Source organism: Photorhabdus cinerea (genome assembly GCF_011189575.1).
GTDB classification, from domain to species: Bacteria; Pseudomonadota; Gammaproteobacteria; order Enterobacterales; family Enterobacteriaceae; genus Photorhabdus; species Photorhabdus cinerea.
Map to the genome: position 1 here is coordinate 30,743 of NZ_PUJW01000019.1, position 17,383 is coordinate 48,125.

Sequence of the window (17,383 nt, forward strand, 5' to 3'; positions counted from 1 at the left end):
TCCTAAAGTGGACGAAAACCGTAACGTTTGAAAATTGCCGCGGCTTCAGGGGTTTTCAAATATTCATAAAAACGGAGAACAACTGGATTATGATGATCTTTGATAATCGCCATTGGGTATTCAATCGGTTTGTGGCTCTCTTCCGGGAAAATCCCCACAACTTTGACTTTATTACTAGCAGCTGCATCTGAACCATAAACAATACCCAATGGAGCTTCAGCACGTTCCACCAACGCCATACCACTGCGCACATTACTGGTACGAGCTAGCAGAGGATTAACCGTCTCCCATGCCCTCAAATATTGCAATGATTCTTTAGCATAGATACCAACCGGAACATGATCCGGATCACCGACCGCAAGGCGACCTCCGTTTAGTAAGGATTTCCATTTTGTCTCTTTATTAATTTCAACTTGATCGAGTTTGCTATCTTTCGGTGCAATCAGAACCAATTGATTTCCCAGAATAGTAAAACGGGTTTTATTAATAATCAGTTCCTTCCCAGAAACATAATCCATCCACTGTTGATCTGCGGAAATAAAAATATCTGCCGGAGCGCCTTGTACAATCTGACGAGCCAAAGTAGAAGATGATGCATAAGAAGCCACCACTTCACCCTTTTTCTGTTGCTTATATTGTATCAAAACACCATCAAGTGCATTGGTCAGCGAGGCAGCAGCGAATACTGTTACTTTTTCCGTAGCCCATGCCTGCCATGCTAAAGCAAAAGAAAAAACGATTCCTATCAACAGCTTGCCAAAACTCTTTTTCATTTGTTTTCCACCTGCTATTACCAATTTGTTCGTTGTATATAACAAGATATAGCGTTAAATGGAAGGCTATCCCAATATTAATCGGCAGATTGTGAGCAACTTTCACTATCTGATTTAATTTGAAGCAAAATACTATAATAACAAAATCAGGCGAATAGAAATGAACTTATTATGGTGAGCTAAAACAAATTACCCGACGAACCGTCGGGCAGTTAAAACCGTATCTGGTGTACAAAGAAATATTAGTTTTACTTTTCAGAATGACCAATGCGGGAAATGATATTAAACAGTTCCCCAAAGCCATAAATTAAACCTAAAATTCCGGCCGTCATTACCGGTACCATGACCAGGGCGAAAGCCATACTTTTAATCAATTCAAACATAATAGCCTCACATAATGGCTCATAAAACGAGCCAACAACATAACACATTTTTAACCATAGCAAGTAATACCGCTATAATTGATATCATTCTAAACAAAGACAAACAACTATAACCGGCTAAATGTGCGCTTTTGCGAGTTAGCCAATAAAAATTTACGATTTTATTTCCTGAAAAAAACGACTATGCAAGCAGAAATTCTATTAACACTGAAATTACAACAACGGTTATTCGCCGATCCGCGGCGAATATTATTACTAAAACAGATTAAAACAACAGGTTCTATCAGTCAGGGCGCAAAACTGGCTGGTATCAGTTATAAAAGCGCCTGGGATGCCATCAATGAAATGAATCAGTTAGCAGATGAAATACTAGTAAACCGAGCTACTGGTGGCAAAGGCGGCGGCGGGGCAAACCTGACTGATTATGGTGAGAGACTGCTACAACTCTATGATTTATTGGTACAAATTCAACAGCAAGCCTTTGATGCACTGAAAGATGACAAACTGCCTCTCGATAGCCTATTAGCTGCGATTTCCCGTTTTTCTCTGCAAACCAGTGCCCGTAATCAATTTTTTGGCACAATTACTGACCGTGCCCACAATCGGGTACAGCAACATGTCTGTATATTACTAGCAGATGGTCAAACATCACTGAATGCTGCACTGACGGAGCAAAGTGCCAATCGCCTTAGTCTGGTAAAAGGTAAGGAAGTACTGGCACTGATTAAAGCGCCTTGGGTGAAGTTAACCAAAGAGCAATCCCCTGCCAGCCATTTTGATAATGCTCTGACAGGCCAAATCAGCCAAATCGAAACCGGAGAAGAAAATACAGAAGTCATCATCGTTCTTGATGGAGGAGAAACTCTTTGCTCTATTCTGTCCAATCAAGAAGCTGACAACTTGAAACTGCACCCTAAAGATAAAATCACGGCGCTTTTTAATGCCGATCAAGTGATTATTGCAACTCTTTGCTAAGATGTTAATCAAAAGTTAATATTGACATTCAGCGTCATTCCGCTTATTTGTGAGAACATATTTGCGTTGCTTAAAAAGGAATAAAAGATGTCTGAATTGCAAATAACGCAAGGCTGTTTCCGTTTAAGTGATACCCGTACCTTACAATTGCCATCACTGAAAATTACCTCCGGCGAAAGCTGGGCTTTTGTTGGTGCCAACGGCAGCGGAAAATCATCATTAGCCCGAGCGCTTTCAAATGAATTAGTACAACTTTCTGGTGAACGACTTTCTGATGAACGAAACTGCTCATTTCACACATGTATCCGAGTCTCTTCTGAACAATTACAAAAACTGATTAAAGAAGAATGGCAACGCAACAACACTGATCTGTTGAGTGACGATGAAGATGATACCGGTCATACTGCGGCAGAAATTATTCAGCTTCATCATAAAGATAATGAACTCTGTCTGGAACTGGCAAAACAGTTCGGCATTATGGATTTACTTTCCCGTCGTTTTAAATATCTCTCTACCGGTGAAACCCGAAAAACAGTGCTTTGCCAGGCGCTGATGGCTTCACCTGATTTACTCATCCTTGATGAACCTTTTGATGGTCTTGATGCATTTGCCCGTGGTCAATTTGCTGAATTACTGGAAATATTGTCATCAAAAGGAATCGTTTTAGTACTCATTCTTAACCGATTCAGTGAAATTCCCGATTTTGTTAATCAGATTGGTGTACTAGCAGATTGCCATCTGACATCTATTGGCACAAAAGAAAAAGTGATGGCAGACTCACTGGTTGCTCAACTCGTACACAGTGAAAAACTTGATGGGATACATTTGCCAGAAGTGGATGAACTCCGGATTGATGATCGATTAACACCTGATCAACCTTTGATTATTCTACGTAATGGTGTAGTTCAGTATAATGACCAGCCCATTTTATATGGACTAAACTGGCAGGTAAATCCGGGCGAACACTGGCAAATTATTGGTCAAAACGGAGCCGGAAAATCAACACTCCTCAGCCTGATTACAGGCGATCACCCTCAAGGTTACAGTAATGAACTGATTATTTTTGGCCGTCAACGTGGTAGTGGTGAAACCATTTGGGATATCAAACGCCATATTGGCTATATCAGTAACAGCATGCATTTAGAATACCGTATTAGCATTAGTGTTCGTAATGTAATCCTGTCCGGCTTCTTCGATTCAATTGGTCTTTATCAGGCAGTATCAGATCGTCAGCAACAACTTGCTAATGAATGGCTAGCCTTACTGGGGCTATCGGGTCAGATTGCTAACGGTCCCTTTCATAGCCTTTCATGGGGACAACAACGGCTGGTTCTGATAGCTCGCGCGTTGGTTAAACATCCTGCTTTATTGATCCTTGACGAACCTCTTCAAGGGCTTGATCCACTAAACCGTCAGCTAGTATTACGTTTCATCGATATCATGATCGCTGACGGAGATACTCAACTCCTGTTTGTTTCTCATCATCAGGAAGATGCCCCACAATGTATTACTCACCGGCTGATATTTATTCCCGATGGTGATATATACCGCTACAAAACCGAGAAAACCTCTGATTGATTCCTGAATTACCCGTTGTTATCAACGGGAATACTTATCCGACCAGTGAAAAAAGCATCGCAATTTAACCGTCATACATTATTATTTTTTGCTCACTAATAACATCTATTATCAGTTTTTGATCTGCCTTTCCGATCTCTTCTTTTAACATATTGAAAATAAAGGGAAACATATGATTTGGGGTTTACTTGCCATATCACTGGCGTTATTAGCTACACACCGCACGGCTGCATTTATTGTTCTACTCGCCGCTGTTATTACCGGATTTGTCACGCAAACTGTGATTTATCCGGCGATTGCCACTATTGCCATTATTTTTGTGTTAGGTGCACTACGTATCTATTTTCAGCAAAATAGCGTCATCAAAATAACCACTGAGCTGCTATTACTCGCTTTTGGTGTCGCATTATTCCTGCATCTGATTCCAGGCTTTAATAACCTGAAATATCTCGATAAAGTTCAGGCAGGTCCTCATAGTGCGCCATTTTCAATGTATTTCAACTTTGATAAGGCACTCATTCCTTTCCTGCTGTTATGTTGCATGCCTGGATTATTCACAACAAAACCTCTGGCAAAAGTTCGGCCTTATGCATGGATAATCTTAGCTATTGCTATTCCTGTACTATTAAGCGTAGCAACGGCTCTCGGAGGACTTGCGGTTGAACTGCATATGCCACAATGGTTACCAGCATTTATTCTGGCAAATATTTTCTTCGTTTCTCTGGCAGAAGAAACGCTATTCCGTGGTTATATCCAACAGAGGCTGAGTCAGTGGATTCATCCCTATTTTGCACTGATTATCACTGCCTTAATTTTCGGGGGCGCTCACTTCGCTGGTGGTCCATTGTTAATGATTTTCGCTACACTCGCAGGATTAATATACGGGCTGGCCTGGATGTGGAGTGGTCGCTTGTGGGTAGCTGTTGGGTTCCATTTCACACTTAATTTAGTTCATTTGTTGTTGTTCACTTACCCAATCAAACTAGTGACAGCGTTGTAACACATCAAATTTACCCGATATATATTCACCAATCTGTAAAAAATTAAGGTTTTCAGGCAAATAAAGTTATCGAACAAGACTATTGATTGCTGTTGTAGTGTATAGGGCAATATAATGCGCTCAGTTATCATTTAAGTTCGGTTTTTAAAAAGTATTGATAGGAGTTTAAGCTAATGGCTGTAACTAAACTGGTTCTGGTAAGACATGGCGAAAGCGAGTGGAATAAAGAAAACCGTTTTACTGGCTGGACTGACGTTGCTTTATCTGAAAAAGGTCGGGCTGAAGCTCAGCAAGCTGGCCAACTGTTGAAAGAAGAAGGTTTCGTTTTTGATTTTGCATACACCTCTGTTCTGAAACGGGCTATCCACACTTTATGGAACATTTTGGATCAGGTTGATCAACAATGGTTACCTGTTGAAAAAAGCTGGAAACTAAATGAACGTCATTATGGTGCCCTGCAAGGTCTGGACAAATCAGAAACTGCCGCTAAGTATGGCGATGATCAAGTTAAATTGTGGCGTCGTGGTTTTGCTATCACTCCTCCAGATTTAACTAAAGATGATGAACGTTTTCCAGGTCACGACCCACGTTACTCAAATCTGACTCCAGAAGAATTACCCGTGACTGAAAGCCTGGCAACCACTATTGAACGTGTCATTCCTTACTGGGAAGAAGTCATCAAACCTCGTGTTGCTAAAGGTGAGAAAGTGATTATCGCTGCTCACGGTAACTCTTTGCGTGCTTTGGTTAAATATCTGGACAACATGAGTGAAGAAGCCATTCTTGAGCTGAACATCCCAACAGCCGTACCCTTGGTTTATGAATTCGATGAAAACATGAAACCAATCAAACATTACTATCTGGGTAACGCTGATGAAATTGCAGCGAAAGCAGCCGCTGTAGCAAACCAGGGCAAGGCGAAATAATTCATTTCCTATAAAATTGCTGACGCCGTATTTTGTTCTGCAAATGTAAAAACCGGAGTTGTCGATTCCGGTTTTTTTACATTCGAAAAACACTATCAGCCACGACGCGCTTTCACCGCCAACGACAATTGACGTAATAAAATTTCCGTATCAGCCCAGCCAATGCAAGCATCAGTAATGCTTTTACCGTATACCAATGGTTGATCACTCTCTGGGTCCTGATTTCCTTCCTCCAAATGGCTTTCCACCATGACACCAATAATCGCTTTCTCTCCTGCTGCGATCTGCTCACTGACATTTGAACTCACATCCATCTGCTTTTTAAATTGTTTGCAACTATTAGCATGACTGAAATCAATCATAATTCTTGCTGGCAAACCTACTTTTTCCAAACCTTGCTTCACCGCAGCAACATGTTCAGAACTATAGTTCGGTTCTCTACCACCACGCAGGATAATATGGCAATCGCAGTTTCCACTGGTATTCACAATCGCAGAATGTCCCCACTTAGTTACAGAGAGGAAACAGTGAGGTGTACTCGCTGCATTGATAGCATCAATTGCAACTTTGATTGCACCATCAGTGCCATTTTTAAAACCGACCGGGCAAGAAAGACCTGAAGCCAGCTCACGATGAACCTGAGATTCCGTTGTACGCGCGCCGATTGCTCCCCAGCTCATCAGATCTGCCAAATACTGTGGAGAAATCATATCCAGATATTCACCCGCAGCCGGTAGCCCCATGTCATTGATATCCCGCAACAGCTGACGAGCCAAACGCAAACCATCATTAATATCAAAACTATGATTCATATGAGGGTCATTAATTAACCCTTTCCAACCAATCGTCGTACGTGGTTTTTCAAAATAAACCCGCATGACAATTTCCAAATCATCTTTTAGTTCTTCACGCAATTTATTCAGTCGTTCAGCATATTCCATTGCCGCTTTAGGATCATGAATAGAGCATGGCCCAATCACAACTAACAGACGATCATCTTCACCAACCAGAATCTGATGAATAGTTTTGCGGGCCTTACGTACTGTAGATGCAGCCTTTTCAGTTGCTGGAAATTTTTCAAGTAGTGCCACAGGAGGTAATAATTCTTTTATTTCTCTAATCCTTATATCGTCATTCTGATAATTCATAACCCTCTCATCCAATATCGCTGTATATTTATCTAAAACAATCTTGTGATTTCAATCTAACTGTTAGAAGCCAAACTGTAAATATTCTTTGTGGAGAATAAATAAATCGGTATCCAACATAGGATATAGAAAAATATAGCCAAATATGGTTATACCTATTTTAATTAGTTAAAATATCTTCAGAAATGATGATTATCAAAGTAAATATCTAAAAATATGCCAGAGATCGATAAAACAGTTCTCTGGCATATTTAAAAAATTTATTCCACGCGAGATAATGGCTGCGAATGGTTTTTCTTCGCTGTCTGAATCCACAAACGAGAACCATTCAGGGCAATACCGGTGAGAACCACATACTGCAACGACATCGCCAAAACTCCCTGATGGAAATAGATAACAACACTTATCACGTTGATCACAACCCATACCAGCCAGTTTTCAACATATTTACGGGTCATCAGAATCATTGCCACAATAGACAGTACCGTCATTACCGAATCCCAAAACGGGAACGCATCAGGTTCTAATACAGGCATTTGAACATTAAAGCCAAACCCTTGCATAATCGTAATAGTAACCTGAGTCAAATAACCAAATATCTGATCGATATTAAAAGTCATAATGGCAATCAATAGCACAGAAATAAGACCAATTATTATCGTCTTATTTAGGCTTAACCAGCGTATTTTAAGTTCAATCTGCTGTTGATCATTAATCCGGCTCCAAGCATACCAACCATAAATATTTGCAGAAAAGAAAAACAATTGCAGCAATAAGCTAGCATATAGTTGAATCTGGAAAAAAATCACGGCAAATAACGTAACATTAATCAATCCAAACAGATAGTTAATTATCTTTTCCTGACTAGCAAACCAAATACATAACAAACCAGCAATCGTGCCTATTGCTTCAATCCATGATAAATCATAACCATTCTTACCTATTGGTATATTGACTAATATATTGTTAATACTGAAGAAATCCATCTGTTATGTCCCAATTATTATCTTTAGAAAAGTATTATATCCTTCATCCTTCAAGTTGCTGCTTTGTTGGCTGCTTTCACTTACCCCAATCACATCGTTATCTATGCTCCTGGGGATGCGTTCACTTGCCGCCGCGCTGCAAATTGAAATCTATTGGGTATATACCCATTATTTGATTTTTCATTTTAACTGAGTTGCAAAATCAAGCATCCTGTTTAAAGGAATAAGCGCCTTTTCGCGTAATCCTTCTTCAACAAATATTTCATGCTGACTTCTCCCCTGCTCCAATCCCCGAACAATAGACTGTAAGCCATTCATTGCCATCCACGGGCAATGAGCACAACTACGGCAACTTGCCCCTTCTCCAGCGGTAGGCGCTGCAAATAATTGCTTCTCAGGGCATGCCTGCTGCATTTTATAGAAAATACCTTTATCTGTTGCCACAATCAGTTTCTGATGCGGCAGAGATTGCGCTGATTTAATTAACTGGCTGGTTGAACCAACAGCATCAGCCAGCTCAATAACAGCTTGCGGTGATTCAGGATGAACCAATACCGCCGCATCGGGATGCAGACCTTGCATCCTGATCAAAGCCTGAGTTTTAAATTCATCATGAACAATACATGCCCCCTGCCAACAAAGAATATCCGCTCCTGTTTGCTTACGGACATAATTTCCCAAATGTCGATCCGGCGCCCAAATTATTTTTTCGCCCTGACTGTCTAAATGATCTATCAGCTCAACAGCAATACTTGAAGTCACAACCCAATCAGCCCGTGCCTTAACTGCAGCTGATGTATTTGCATAAACCACCACGGTACGATCAGGATTGTTATCACAAAACTCGGAAAACTCTTTTTCAGGGCAACCCAGATCCAGCGAACATTCAGCTTCCAACGTTGGCATTAAAACACGCTTTTCAGGATTAAGAATTTTGGCGGTTTCTCCCATAAATCGGACACCGGCCACTAATAACGTAGAAGCTGGATGGTTATTACCAAAACGTGCCATTTCCAGCGAATCTGCTACACATCCTCCGGTTTCTTCAGCCAAAGCCTGAATCTCTGGATCGGTGTAATAGTGCGCAACCATAACTGCATCCTGCTGTCTTAAAAGTTGCTTGATTTTCTCACGGCAGTATTTCTTTTCTTCAGTACTGAGAAAAGCGGGCTTCGGTGGGAATGGATAAATGGTTGAATTAAAATCAATATACTCACTCATTACTTTAGCCTCTGTTTAGTATATGGTTTCAAAATCGATAACTTTGGTTTTTAGTCCGAAAATACTCTCAATTTTGTTTAATATACTAAACAAAATGACCGATTTATAGTCATTTATCGCAAAATATTTTATTTGTAGCAGATTTAACTCAACAAATGCACTTTTTATAATTACACGCAATCGAAACTCATTAACCATTGCCAAAGAGTTGAAAACAAATCGATATAAAAAATAATATTCTTTGAAAAGCACAATATTTTAGAGTTTTCTCGCTGTTATTTTACGAAGCAAACCATAAAAAATAGCACAATAAAAAAATGGATAAAACAGTTAATATGGCATGATGATGATTAAGTTTAATAAAATGCAGACGAAAAAAGTGGTAAAAATAACGGTTAAAAATTTATATCAATTAAATTCAGAAGTTAAAAAATGACTTTTCATAATAGTTTTAAATATACCCATTATAAAACCATCAGTAAAAAAATAACAAACAAAAATCAATTTTATTAATACTTATGTTCCATACATAAAAACAAATAAAAATATAAATAAGTTAATCAGAAAATTTATTTTCAAAAATAACTGGCTCTAATAACGTTTTAAATTTTTTCATAAAACAATTAGATCTTCAAACAAATGATTTAATAGAATACGACTTAGTATTCACAAAGCTAAACATGGCATATAATGGCACATTACCCTTTCTCTGTTTTCAGAATAAAAAAATAAAGCCGGACTAACCAGCTTTATTCTTACTTCAAGTTGCTTTGGCCACTAAAATTATGCCGCCCTTACAACGTAGTTAAACGCGATATTACGGGGCCTATTTTCGTGAGCAGTTGGGACTTGTCTTGATGCATCAATGTCAAAAAATGTAAGATCAGTACTACTACCGCTATTTGCTGAACGTGTTTCTCGCGTACCATATCGCAACGATGCCATGACCCCATTCACAATAGGCGTCTGGGGAAGGCCAGCCATCTGAGCATGTACAGCTTGAGTTGTCCCTGTAATATTTCTGATTGCATCTCCCTGCCAAGACAAAAGCCCACGACCACTATCAACGCCTCGATTATCATCCCATCCGCGGATAAATTCTCCTCTTAAATCAGGTAATCTACCGCTAGGATAAGCCTCCGCCAACTTCGGATATTGTAATTTATTAAAAGGTGAACCATTACAAATGAAATAACCAATAGGTGGATAGGACAACGGCCACGGAATAGGGGAACCAGCAGGAATTTCACTGGTAGATTTAATCCGGTTATCTATCTCTTCACGGGGATAAGTATACTCACGTAATGAATTTATTTCTTTCTGAACGAGCTGTTGCGTCACTGCCAATGTGTCACTATTACCCATCACATTTGTCAGCTGAACAACACCTTTTTGGGTTAATGAAGCACTGGGAATATCTGTTGTAATTTTTTGTTCTAATGCTTTATTTAATTGAGCGGTCAGCTTGGCTATATTTCCATCATCAATAACATCATTGCCAGATCGTGTCGCGATAAAATCAGCGACAACAGAGGATATGGTTGATGACTGACGTAACACCTTATTTAACAAGTGTGTGGAAATATTATCTGGAGGAAATCCAGTCTGCAAGCTCTGGTTTCCTTCATATTTTTCTTGACTGACTACATTCGCATTATCACTAATAGAAAAAGCCTTAAAATCATTTTTAGAACTCATATACACTCCTTAAATTAAATAACACTCTTTTATAATCAACATATTGAAATATTGAAAAAACACTTCAATAATTCATATCAATCACAGTCTAGTTCAGAAAAATAACAATAGAGTGTTCTTATTACTTATAAGGTTAACCGTTTTTGTATCATTGGCAGTAATATACCCTTCATCTTTCAAGCTGCTGCTTTGTTGGCTACGTTCACTTGCCACCGCACTGCAACTTGAAATCTATTGGGTATAAATAGTTAAACATTTGAGAATCTAAAATACATCCTTAATTTATATTTAATATCTGTAAATTATTTTTCTCTTATTCCTGTTATCTCATAGAAAAATTTCGCAAGCAATTCAAAGAACAAGCTCGTAAATAACTTTATGTGTGGGTCTTAACCTATCGTAATCCTAACAAGTTTCCCTAGCCAGCACACCTCAAAATCTAAAAAGATAAAGCCGGGTTAACCGGCTTTGTTACTGCCTCAGTTTATCCAGCCATTCAATACCGGAAGCTTGTAAAATATCTGCTCTGCTCAGTAATACCCGATATTTTTTTCCATTCAAACAAAGCGGCTTTTTCTATTTCTAGCTTTCAAAGAGTATTTCTGTTCAGCTATTACGCAGCCCTCACTATGTAATTAAATGCGACATTGCGGGGACGGGTTTCATGACCGCTTGTATTGTTAGCAATTGATGTAACAGTTGCGTAGCCTGTAACATCCCTACCGAGCGGGTATTGGTATCCATCTAGAGGTCCTTGATAATTAGAAAGGTATTTTCCTCTCTCATTCCCTTGAGAAAGTTGTATTCTTTTTGTGTTGTCAGTCTGTGCGCTTAAAATAATACGACCACTATCAACACCTCGGCTATCATCCCAACCACGAATAAATTCTCCGCGCAGGTCAGGTAATTTTCCTGTAGGATACGCTGCCGCTAATTGAGGGTAAGCTGTTTTATCGAACTCTGCTCCGTTACATTGCAGCCACCCAGCTGGTGGTATAGCTGTAGGCCAGGGAATAGGAACTCCCACAGGAATATTATTAACTGCATTGATCAGATTATTAACTTCTGCCTTGGTATATGCATCTATATCCCCAGCCTCTAGACTAATGTCAGTTGACAATGTTTTCCCATTCACCTTTCGGCTATTGGGCACTCTATCATTAATATTTTCACGCAATGAATTTATTATTTCCTGGGCTAGCTTTTGAGTGACAACCAATGTATCACTATTGCCCACTACATCTGTAAGCTGAACAATACCTTTCTGTGTTAATGAAGCATTTGGAACTTCTGCTGTGATTTTTTGTTCTAACGCTCTGTTTAATTGGGCTGTGAGTTTAATTATATCACCATCATCTAGAATATTATCGCTAGATTGTGTAGCGATGAAATCAGCTACCACAGATGATATAATTGATGACTGGCGAAGAACTTTATTTAATAAATCGATTGAAATAGTATTTGGTGGAAATCCAGTCAGTAAACCCTTACTTTCTTCATATATTTCTTGACTAATTATATTCGCATTATCACTAATAGAAAAAGCTTTAAAATCATTCTTGTGACTCATGCACTTTCTCCTTAAATTAAACAATGTTATCTTATAATCAATATATTAAACTATTATAAAAATAGTCTTCATTGCAATTCACACTAATCAAAGTCTAGTCCAGAAAAAGAATTTTTTTCAATATTTTTGAATCAAAAAAAATACCCTAAAAATTTATATTTAACATCTGGAAATTATTTTTATTTCACTCTTTATATTTCATCCTGTAACTTTTTCTATTTTAAATTCCAAACTGAATATTCTGGCATTTAGACAAAAACATCTAAGCGGCAATGCTCAGGAATATCATAGGATTCCCTATCTTTGTAGAAAACACGCGCATTGTTATTATCGATACCCTTAAGTTGCCAGTTCTGAAAACGTGTCGGTAAATGAGAGTGCTGAGATACCATCATACACACCTCATTCCATACCTACTCTATAGCTTGTGATATTACAGTTGATATATTCCACCCATAAAACAACCGCAGTTAAGCGATATAATACTTGCCACAGTCCCATGACGGGATTAAGGTGACTGTGATGAAAATAATATCCATTGCATCATTGAAAACATTCTGAGAAAAACACCCAGATGCAAAACAACCACCAAGGGCTTGGTTTGATGAGGCAAAAAACGCCTCATGGAACCGGCTGCTTATCAAAAAATCCACGCAATTTTGTTTTATATACTAAACAAAATAACCAATTTATAACAATTTGTCGCGGAGTATTTTACCTGTTATAAGTTATTACATTACCTGCTAATTGATGAGATTAAGCTTACTCATCAATCATCACTAAAGTGAAATAGGAACTTCATATAATGGAAGACCCAATAATCCTTCTGGAAAAAATCCTGACTTTTGCCCATAACGATCCCCGTATTGATACAGTTATCCAAACTGGTTCCCGTGCCAGAAACACACGTGTAGATAAATTCTCAGATCTAGATATAGAACTGATTGGTTCGGGAACAGATGAATTAACAGGCAACGATTTATGGTTTAAACCGTTAGGTGACGTTATGGTTGCATTGCATCTGGCTAATGAAAAAGAGGGTGAACCAGATTGGCCAACTTGTCTGGTCGTTTTTAGTGGCGGTCGTAAGGTGGATTTCACCCTGGCAAGTGTCAAACGCCTGAAAGATATGAAACAGAGAGGCTTGGATGAACTCTATCAACGCGGCTATAAGGTCCTCCTTGATAAGACTGGCCTTACAAACGGGCTTCCTGAAATCACTCACCAATTGACTAAACCACATATTCCATCATCAGCAGAATTTAATGAAAACCTGCGCGAGTTCTGGTTTGAGGCAACACAAGTGCCTGTTTATATCGCTCGTGGTGATTTATGGCCTGCAAGAATGAGGGATAATGAGATGAAAGAATCATTGCTGGCAATGATGGAGTGGTACGTCTCGATAAAAAGTGATGGAAAAACGAATGTCTGGTACAACGGCCATCATTTGCATGAGTGGTTACCTGAGAAGTTCAGCAAGCGTATTCAAGGGATTTTTGGCAGTTATGGCAAAGAAGAAGCGATACGAGCATTGCTGGAAACCACAGAGCTTTATACGGAGATTTCTACTGAAGTGGCAGAAATGAAGGGGTTTGAGTTCGATAGTGAGTTACCCAGTAAAGTCAGGAAGCATATTATGCAAGTTATTGGGAAGTAAGCTTTAAGGTAGTAAGGAGTATAAAACTACTGAGCGCGTTGTTGTCTCGCTTCGCTCGGCTCGAGCCTGCGACCATTAATTAAAAATCAACTGCTCTACCGACTGAACTAACGACCCATCTAGGAGAATTTGTTTTTGACCGAAGCTTTAAGATGGTGGGTCGTGCAGGATGACTCGGCCTATGGCCTCGCCCTTCGGGCCAGCGCTTTACGCGCTGTTGTCTCGCTTCGCTCGGCTCGAACCTGCGACCCATTGATTAAAAGTCAACTACTCTACCAGCTGTGCTAACAATCTATTCAGGGGAATCTGTTTTTGAATGAAGCTTTAAGATGGTGGGTCGTGCAGGATTCGAACCTGCGACCAATTGATTAAAAGTCAACTGCTCTACCGACTGAGCTAACGACCCATCTGGGGAAATTTGTTTTTGAATGGAGCTTCGAGATGGTGGGTCGTGCAGGATTCGAACCTGCGACCAATTGATTAAAAGTCAACTGCTCTACCGACTGAGCTAACGACCCATCTTGTGACTTCTCTCGGCAACGGCGGCATATATTACTGATTTCTCAGAACAACGCAACGATTATTTTTTCAAATTACGTTTAAATGCTTACTAAACACTCAATCAACCCCGAAAACGTGTTAATACGCCCTTCCGGGGCCAATAATTACAGCGTAGAAAGCTTTTTTTCAGCCAATTTAGCTGCGTTCGAACCAGGATATTGCTTCATAACCTGCTGGTAAACAGATCTCGCTTTATCCTTCTGTCCCTTGTCCTGCATGATTAAACCAACTTTGTAAAGCGATTCACCACTCTTCTGTGACTTCGGATGCTCTTTTACTACCGTAGCAAAGTAGTAAGCAGCTTCGTCTTTCTTACCCTTGTTATAGTGAAGTTGACCTAACCAATAATTAGCATTAGGTATATAACTCGACTTCGGGTAATTCTTTACAAAGCTCTGAAAAGAAACAATCGCTTTATCATATTCTTTGGTATTCACTGCCAAGTGAACAGCTGCATCATAATCGCCTTTCTCGCTGCCAGTGCTGACAGATGAAGATGCTCGATTGCTACTATTACTTGCAGTTGAAGAAGGAGGGGCCGCCGTAGGTTTACTGTCTGAGGAACCAGTAACGCCTTCTAGTTGCTGATAAATATCTTTCTGCCGCTCTATAACTTGATTAAGCTGATACTGGTTCTCCTGAATCTGACCACGGAGCATGTCAATATCACGCTGAGAATCGGCGAGTTGTTGCTGAAGCTGAGTTAACAGTTGGCTGTGAGCGTTGGAAATACGCTCTAATTGGGTAAGGCGCTCATCGGTAGAACCTGAGCCGACATTACTGATTGGCGCTTGGGCAATAGCGGCCCAAGGAACCGCTACGCCAACCAGTAACGACAGACCCAAAAAATGATGTCTGAAGTTACTGTTCATGAACTACTCTTAATATGCCAGTACTGCGCGACGGTTTTTAGCATAAGCTGCTTCGTCGTGACCCAGTACAGCAGGTTTTTCTTTACCGTAAGAGACGATAGAGATTTGCTCACCGGAAACGCCTTTACCTTGCAGGTACATTTTTACTGCATTAGCACGGCGTTCACCTAATGCGATGTTGTACTCTGGAGTACCACGTTCGTCAGCATGGCCTTCTACAACAACTTTATAAGATGGGTTGCTGCGCAGGAATGCTGCGTGAGCGTCTAACAGCTGAGAAAAATCTGAGCTGATGTCGTATTTGTCAAAACCAAAATATACGATGTTGTTGTTTTGCAGCTCTTGCATTTGCTGACGAGCTAATTCCTCTGCTGACAGACCCGCATTAGTTTCGTTAACAGTGCCTACACCAGTCTGATCGTTATCAGCATTCTTGTTAGAACTACACGCTGCTACGGCCATAACTGGTAAAGCTAACATCAGCCCTTTTAGCACTTTGTTCAGTTGCATCTCTTTGATCCTTTTAAAGTTTGCCATACATATTATTATGCATCACAGATACGGCGACCAGGCAGGGAATTTTACCTGTCCATCGGTTGCCGGAAGACGCGCTTTGAAACGCCCGTCAGTCGAAACTAGCTGCAATACAGTCCCCAACCCTTGGGTGGAGCTATAAATCACCATAGTGCCGTTAGGTGCGATACTCGGCGTTTCATCCAGGAACGTATCCGTCAAAATTTGAACGGACCCCGTTGCCAGATCTTGTTTAGCAATGTGCTGCTTACCACTCTCTGAGCTGACCATCAACACAAAACTACCATCTGCACTAACATCAGCATCCTGGTTTTGTGTGCCTTCCCAAGTGAGGCGCTGCGGAGCACCGCCATTAATATTGACTTTATATAACTGCGGACGGCCACCCTGATCAGAGGTATAAACCAATGTCTGGTTATCCGGCATCCAACTTGGCTCAGTATTGTTACTGCGACCATCCGTAACCTGACGGATCTGAGCTGAACCCAAATCCATCACGTAAAGATTCAAACTACCCGATTTAGACAGAGCAAAGGCCAGTTTGCTGCCATCAGGCGAAAATGCAGGTGCTCCATTATGACGCGGGAATGAAGCAATCTGACGTACCTCACCACTCGCCAAGGTCTGGATAACCAAGGCAGAACGTCCACTTTCAAATGTCACATAAGCCAGTTTAGCGCCATCAGGAGACCATGCCGGTGACATCAACGGTTCTGGCGAACGGTGAACAGTGAACTGGTTGTAACCATCGTAATCAGATACACGCAGTTCATACGGATATTTACCGCCATTAGTCTTTACAATGTAAGCCAGACGAGTACGGAATGCGCCTTTGATGCCCGTCAGTTTTTCAAATACTTGATCACTGGCTGTATGCGCCGCATAACGCAACCACTGTTTGGTCACTTTAAATTGATCCTGAGCAAGCACCGTACCCGGAGCACTCGCAGTATCAACCAATTGATAAGAGATTAAAAAACCACCATCCGCACTTGGTTGGATCTGCCCAACAACAACAGCATCAATCCCCAACGCCGACCACGCAGCAGGTGTCACCTCAGATGCCGTCGTTGGTTGCTGTGGCATACGGCTAGCATCAATAGGGTTAAATTTACCGCTGTTGCGAAGATCGGCCCCAACGATCACCCCAATCTCTTCCGGTGCATTACCCGCTCCAGTCCATTTAAAGGGTACAACGCCAATAGGACGTGCAGAATCGACACCTTGGGTGATCTCGATACGAACTTCTGCGTAAGCAACCGTGGCCCACAACATTAAAATGCCTAGTACTACTTTAAAAGCCTGCCTCATTAATCTCTCCCTTATCACGATGGAATAGTCGCAATAATTCGCAGAATATTAACAAACGTCAACAAACAAAACTAGATATACCCGTTATCTTTCAAGTTGCCTCTTTGTTGGCTGCACTCGTTCACCCCGGCCACATAGTTAGCTATGCTCCCGGGGATTCACTCCCTTGCCGTCGCGAAGCATCTTGAAA

16 protein-coding genes, 2 tRNA genes and 1 other RNA gene are annotated in these 17,383 nt (G+C 40.5%); 5 read left to right on the top strand and 14 right to left on the bottom strand.

Annotated elements, in window-relative coordinates; genetic code table 11:
* Nucleotides 1-2 precede the first annotated feature (2 nt).
* Together modA and C5469_RS17095 are read right to left on the bottom strand one after the other, a co-directional pair.
* Complete coding sequence (modA, locus tag C5469_RS17090; RefSeq protein ID WP_166309273.1) at nt 3-773, bottom strand: molybdate ABC transporter substrate-binding protein; 771 nt, start codon at nt 771-773, stop codon at nt 3-5.
* Between the two features lie 248 nt (nt 774-1,021).
* A complete protein-coding gene (locus C5469_RS17095; protein ID WP_072161774.1) occupies nt 1,022-1,156 on the bottom strand; it encodes an AcrZ family multidrug efflux pump-associated protein in 135 nt (44 codons plus the stop codon).
* A gap of 183 nt (nt 1,157-1,339) precedes the next feature.
* Between C5469_RS17095 and modE the strand changes: the two genes are divergently transcribed.
* From modE to gpmA, 4 genes are all read left to right on the top strand, one after another.
* The gene (gene modE / locus C5469_RS17100; protein WP_166309276.1) at nt 1,340-2,131 is read left to right on the top strand and encodes a molybdenum-dependent transcriptional regulator; all 792 of its coding nucleotides are present in this window, start codon (nt 1,340-1,342) and stop codon (nt 2,129-2,131) included.
* Between the two features lie 87 nt (nt 2,132-2,218).
* Nucleotides 2,219-3,709, top strand: coding sequence for a molybdate ABC transporter ATP-binding protein ModF (modF, locus tag C5469_RS17105; protein ID WP_166309279.1), 1,491 nt, complete (start codon nt 2,219-2,221; stop codon nt 3,707-3,709).
* A 172-nt stretch (nt 3,710-3,881) separates the two neighbouring features.
* Nucleotides 3,882-4,709 (top strand): CPBP family intramembrane glutamic endopeptidase, encoded by an 828-nt coding sequence (locus C5469_RS17110; RefSeq protein ID WP_166309282.1) that lies wholly within the window; start codon nt 3,882-3,884, stop codon nt 4,707-4,709.
* Between the two features lie 173 nt (nt 4,710-4,882).
* Nucleotides 4,883-5,635, top strand: coding sequence for a 2,3-diphosphoglycerate-dependent phosphoglycerate mutase (gene gpmA, locus C5469_RS17115; RefSeq protein WP_166309285.1), 753 nt, complete (start codon nt 4,883-4,885; stop codon nt 5,633-5,635).
* 95 nt (nt 5,636-5,730) lie between these two features.
* On the opposite strand, the gene aroG is transcribed toward gpmA, so the two are convergent.
* From aroG to C5469_RS17145, 6 genes are all read right to left on the bottom strand, one after another.
* Nucleotides 5,731-6,783: a 3-deoxy-7-phosphoheptulonate synthase AroG gene (gene aroG / locus C5469_RS17120; protein WP_166309288.1), complete on the bottom strand. Its 1,053-nt coding sequence runs from the start codon at nt 6,781-6,783 to the stop codon at nt 5,731-5,733.
* 260 nt (nt 6,784-7,043) lie between these two features.
* The gene (gene pnuC, locus C5469_RS17125; RefSeq protein ID WP_166309291.1) at nt 7,044-7,769 is read right to left on the bottom strand and encodes a nicotinamide riboside transporter PnuC; all 726 of its coding nucleotides are present in this window, start codon (nt 7,767-7,769) and stop codon (nt 7,044-7,046) included.
* 180 nt (nt 7,770-7,949) lie between these two features.
* The gene (gene nadA, locus C5469_RS17130) at nt 7,950-8,990 is read right to left on the bottom strand and encodes a quinolinate synthase NadA (RefSeq protein WP_166309294.1); all 1,041 of its coding nucleotides are present in this window, start codon (nt 8,988-8,990) and stop codon (nt 7,950-7,952) included.
* Between the two features lie 783 nt (nt 8,991-9,773).
* Nucleotides 9,774-10,688: a phage tail protein gene (locus tag C5469_RS17135; protein ID WP_166309297.1), complete on the bottom strand. Its 915-nt coding sequence runs from the start codon at nt 10,686-10,688 to the stop codon at nt 9,774-9,776.
* A 613-nt stretch (nt 10,689-11,301) separates the two neighbouring features.
* Nucleotides 11,302-12,258, bottom strand: coding sequence for a phage tail protein (locus C5469_RS17140; RefSeq protein WP_166309300.1), 957 nt, complete (start codon nt 12,256-12,258; stop codon nt 11,302-11,304).
* 248 nt (nt 12,259-12,506) lie between these two features.
* A complete protein-coding gene (locus C5469_RS17145) occupies nt 12,507-12,653 on the bottom strand; it encodes a hypothetical protein (RefSeq protein ID WP_166309303.1) in 147 nt (48 codons plus the stop codon).
* A gap of 410 nt (nt 12,654-13,063) precedes the next feature.
* Here C5469_RS17145 and C5469_RS17155 point away from each other — a divergent pair, with 410 nt between their 5' ends.
* Nucleotides 13,064-13,915: an aminoglycoside 6-adenylyltransferase gene (locus C5469_RS17155; protein ID WP_166309306.1), complete on the top strand. Its 852-nt coding sequence runs from the start codon at nt 13,064-13,066 to the stop codon at nt 13,913-13,915.
* Between the two features lie 153 nt (nt 13,916-14,068).
* Here C5469_RS17155 and C5469_RS17160 read toward each other — a convergent pair.
* The 6 genes from C5469_RS17160 to tolB form a co-directional block, all read right to left on the bottom strand.
* Nucleotides 14,069-14,202, bottom strand: a non-coding RNA gene (locus C5469_RS17160) — RtT sRNA.
* Between the two features lie 43 nt (nt 14,203-14,245).
* Nucleotides 14,246-14,321, bottom strand: a tRNA-Lys gene (locus tag C5469_RS17165).
* A 36-nt stretch (nt 14,322-14,357) separates the two neighbouring features.
* A tRNA-Lys gene (locus tag C5469_RS17170) sits at nt 14,358-14,433 on the bottom strand.
* Nucleotides 14,434-14,580: 147 nt separating this feature from the next.
* Entirely contained in the window at nt 14,581-15,348 is a 768-nt protein-coding gene (cpoB, locus tag C5469_RS17175; RefSeq protein WP_166309310.1) for a cell division protein CpoB, read from the bottom strand.
* Nucleotides 15,349-15,357: 9 nt separating this feature from the next.
* Entirely contained in the window at nt 15,358-15,858 is a 501-nt protein-coding gene (pal, locus tag C5469_RS17180) for a peptidoglycan-associated lipoprotein Pal (RefSeq protein ID WP_036774414.1), read from the bottom strand.
* Between the two features lie 42 nt (nt 15,859-15,900).
* Entirely contained in the window at nt 15,901-17,193 is a 1,293-nt protein-coding gene (gene tolB / locus C5469_RS17185) for a Tol-Pal system beta propeller repeat protein TolB (RefSeq protein WP_166309313.1), read from the bottom strand.
* Nucleotides 17,194-17,383: the final 190 nt, after the last annotated feature.

Coding starts and splice junctions, on each gene's coding strand:
- tolB (WP_166309313.1), bottom strand. CDS start 17,193: ATGAGGCAGGCTTTTAAAGTAGTACTAGGCATTTTAATGTTGTGGGCC.
- nadA (WP_166309294.1), bottom strand. CDS start 8,990: ATGAGTGAGTATATTGATTTTAATTCAACCATTTATCCATTCCCACCG.
- aroG (WP_166309288.1), bottom strand. CDS start 6,783: ATGAATTATCAGAATGACGATATAAGGATTAGAGAAATAAAAGAATTA.
- cpoB (WP_166309310.1), bottom strand. CDS start 15,348: ATGAACAGTAACTTCAGACATCATTTTTTGGGTCTGTCGTTACTGGTT.
- modA (WP_166309273.1), bottom strand. CDS start 773: ATGAAAAAGAGTTTTGGCAAGCTGTTGATAGGAATCGTTTTTTCTTTT.
- C5469_RS17095 (WP_072161774.1), bottom strand. CDS start 1,156: ATGTTTGAATTGATTAAAAGTATGGCTTTCGCCCTGGTCATGGTACCG.
- C5469_RS17145 (WP_166309303.1), bottom strand. CDS start 12,653: ATGATGGTATCTCAGCACTCTCATTTACCGACACGTTTTCAGAACTGG.
- modE (WP_166309276.1), top strand. CDS start 1,340: ATGCAAGCAGAAATTCTATTAACACTGAAATTACAACAACGGTTATTC.
- C5469_RS17155 (WP_166309306.1), top strand. CDS start 13,064: ATGGAAGACCCAATAATCCTTCTGGAAAAAATCCTGACTTTTGCCCAT.
- pnuC (WP_166309291.1), bottom strand. CDS start 7,769: ATGGATTTCTTCAGTATTAACAATATATTAGTCAATATACCAATAGGT.
- modF (WP_166309279.1), top strand. CDS start 2,219: ATGTCTGAATTGCAAATAACGCAAGGCTGTTTCCGTTTAAGTGATACC.
- C5469_RS17140 (WP_166309300.1), bottom strand. CDS start 12,258: ATGAGTCACAAGAATGATTTTAAAGCTTTTTCTATTAGTGATAATGCG.
- pal (WP_036774414.1), bottom strand. CDS start 15,858: ATGCAACTGAACAAAGTGCTAAAAGGGCTGATGTTAGCTTTACCAGTT.
- C5469_RS17135 (WP_166309297.1), bottom strand. CDS start 10,688: ATGAGTTCTAAAAATGATTTTAAGGCTTTTTCTATTAGTGATAATGCG.
- C5469_RS17110 (WP_166309282.1), top strand. CDS start 3,882: ATGATTTGGGGTTTACTTGCCATATCACTGGCGTTATTAGCTACACAC.
- gpmA (WP_166309285.1), top strand. CDS start 4,883: ATGGCTGTAACTAAACTGGTTCTGGTAAGACATGGCGAAAGCGAGTGG.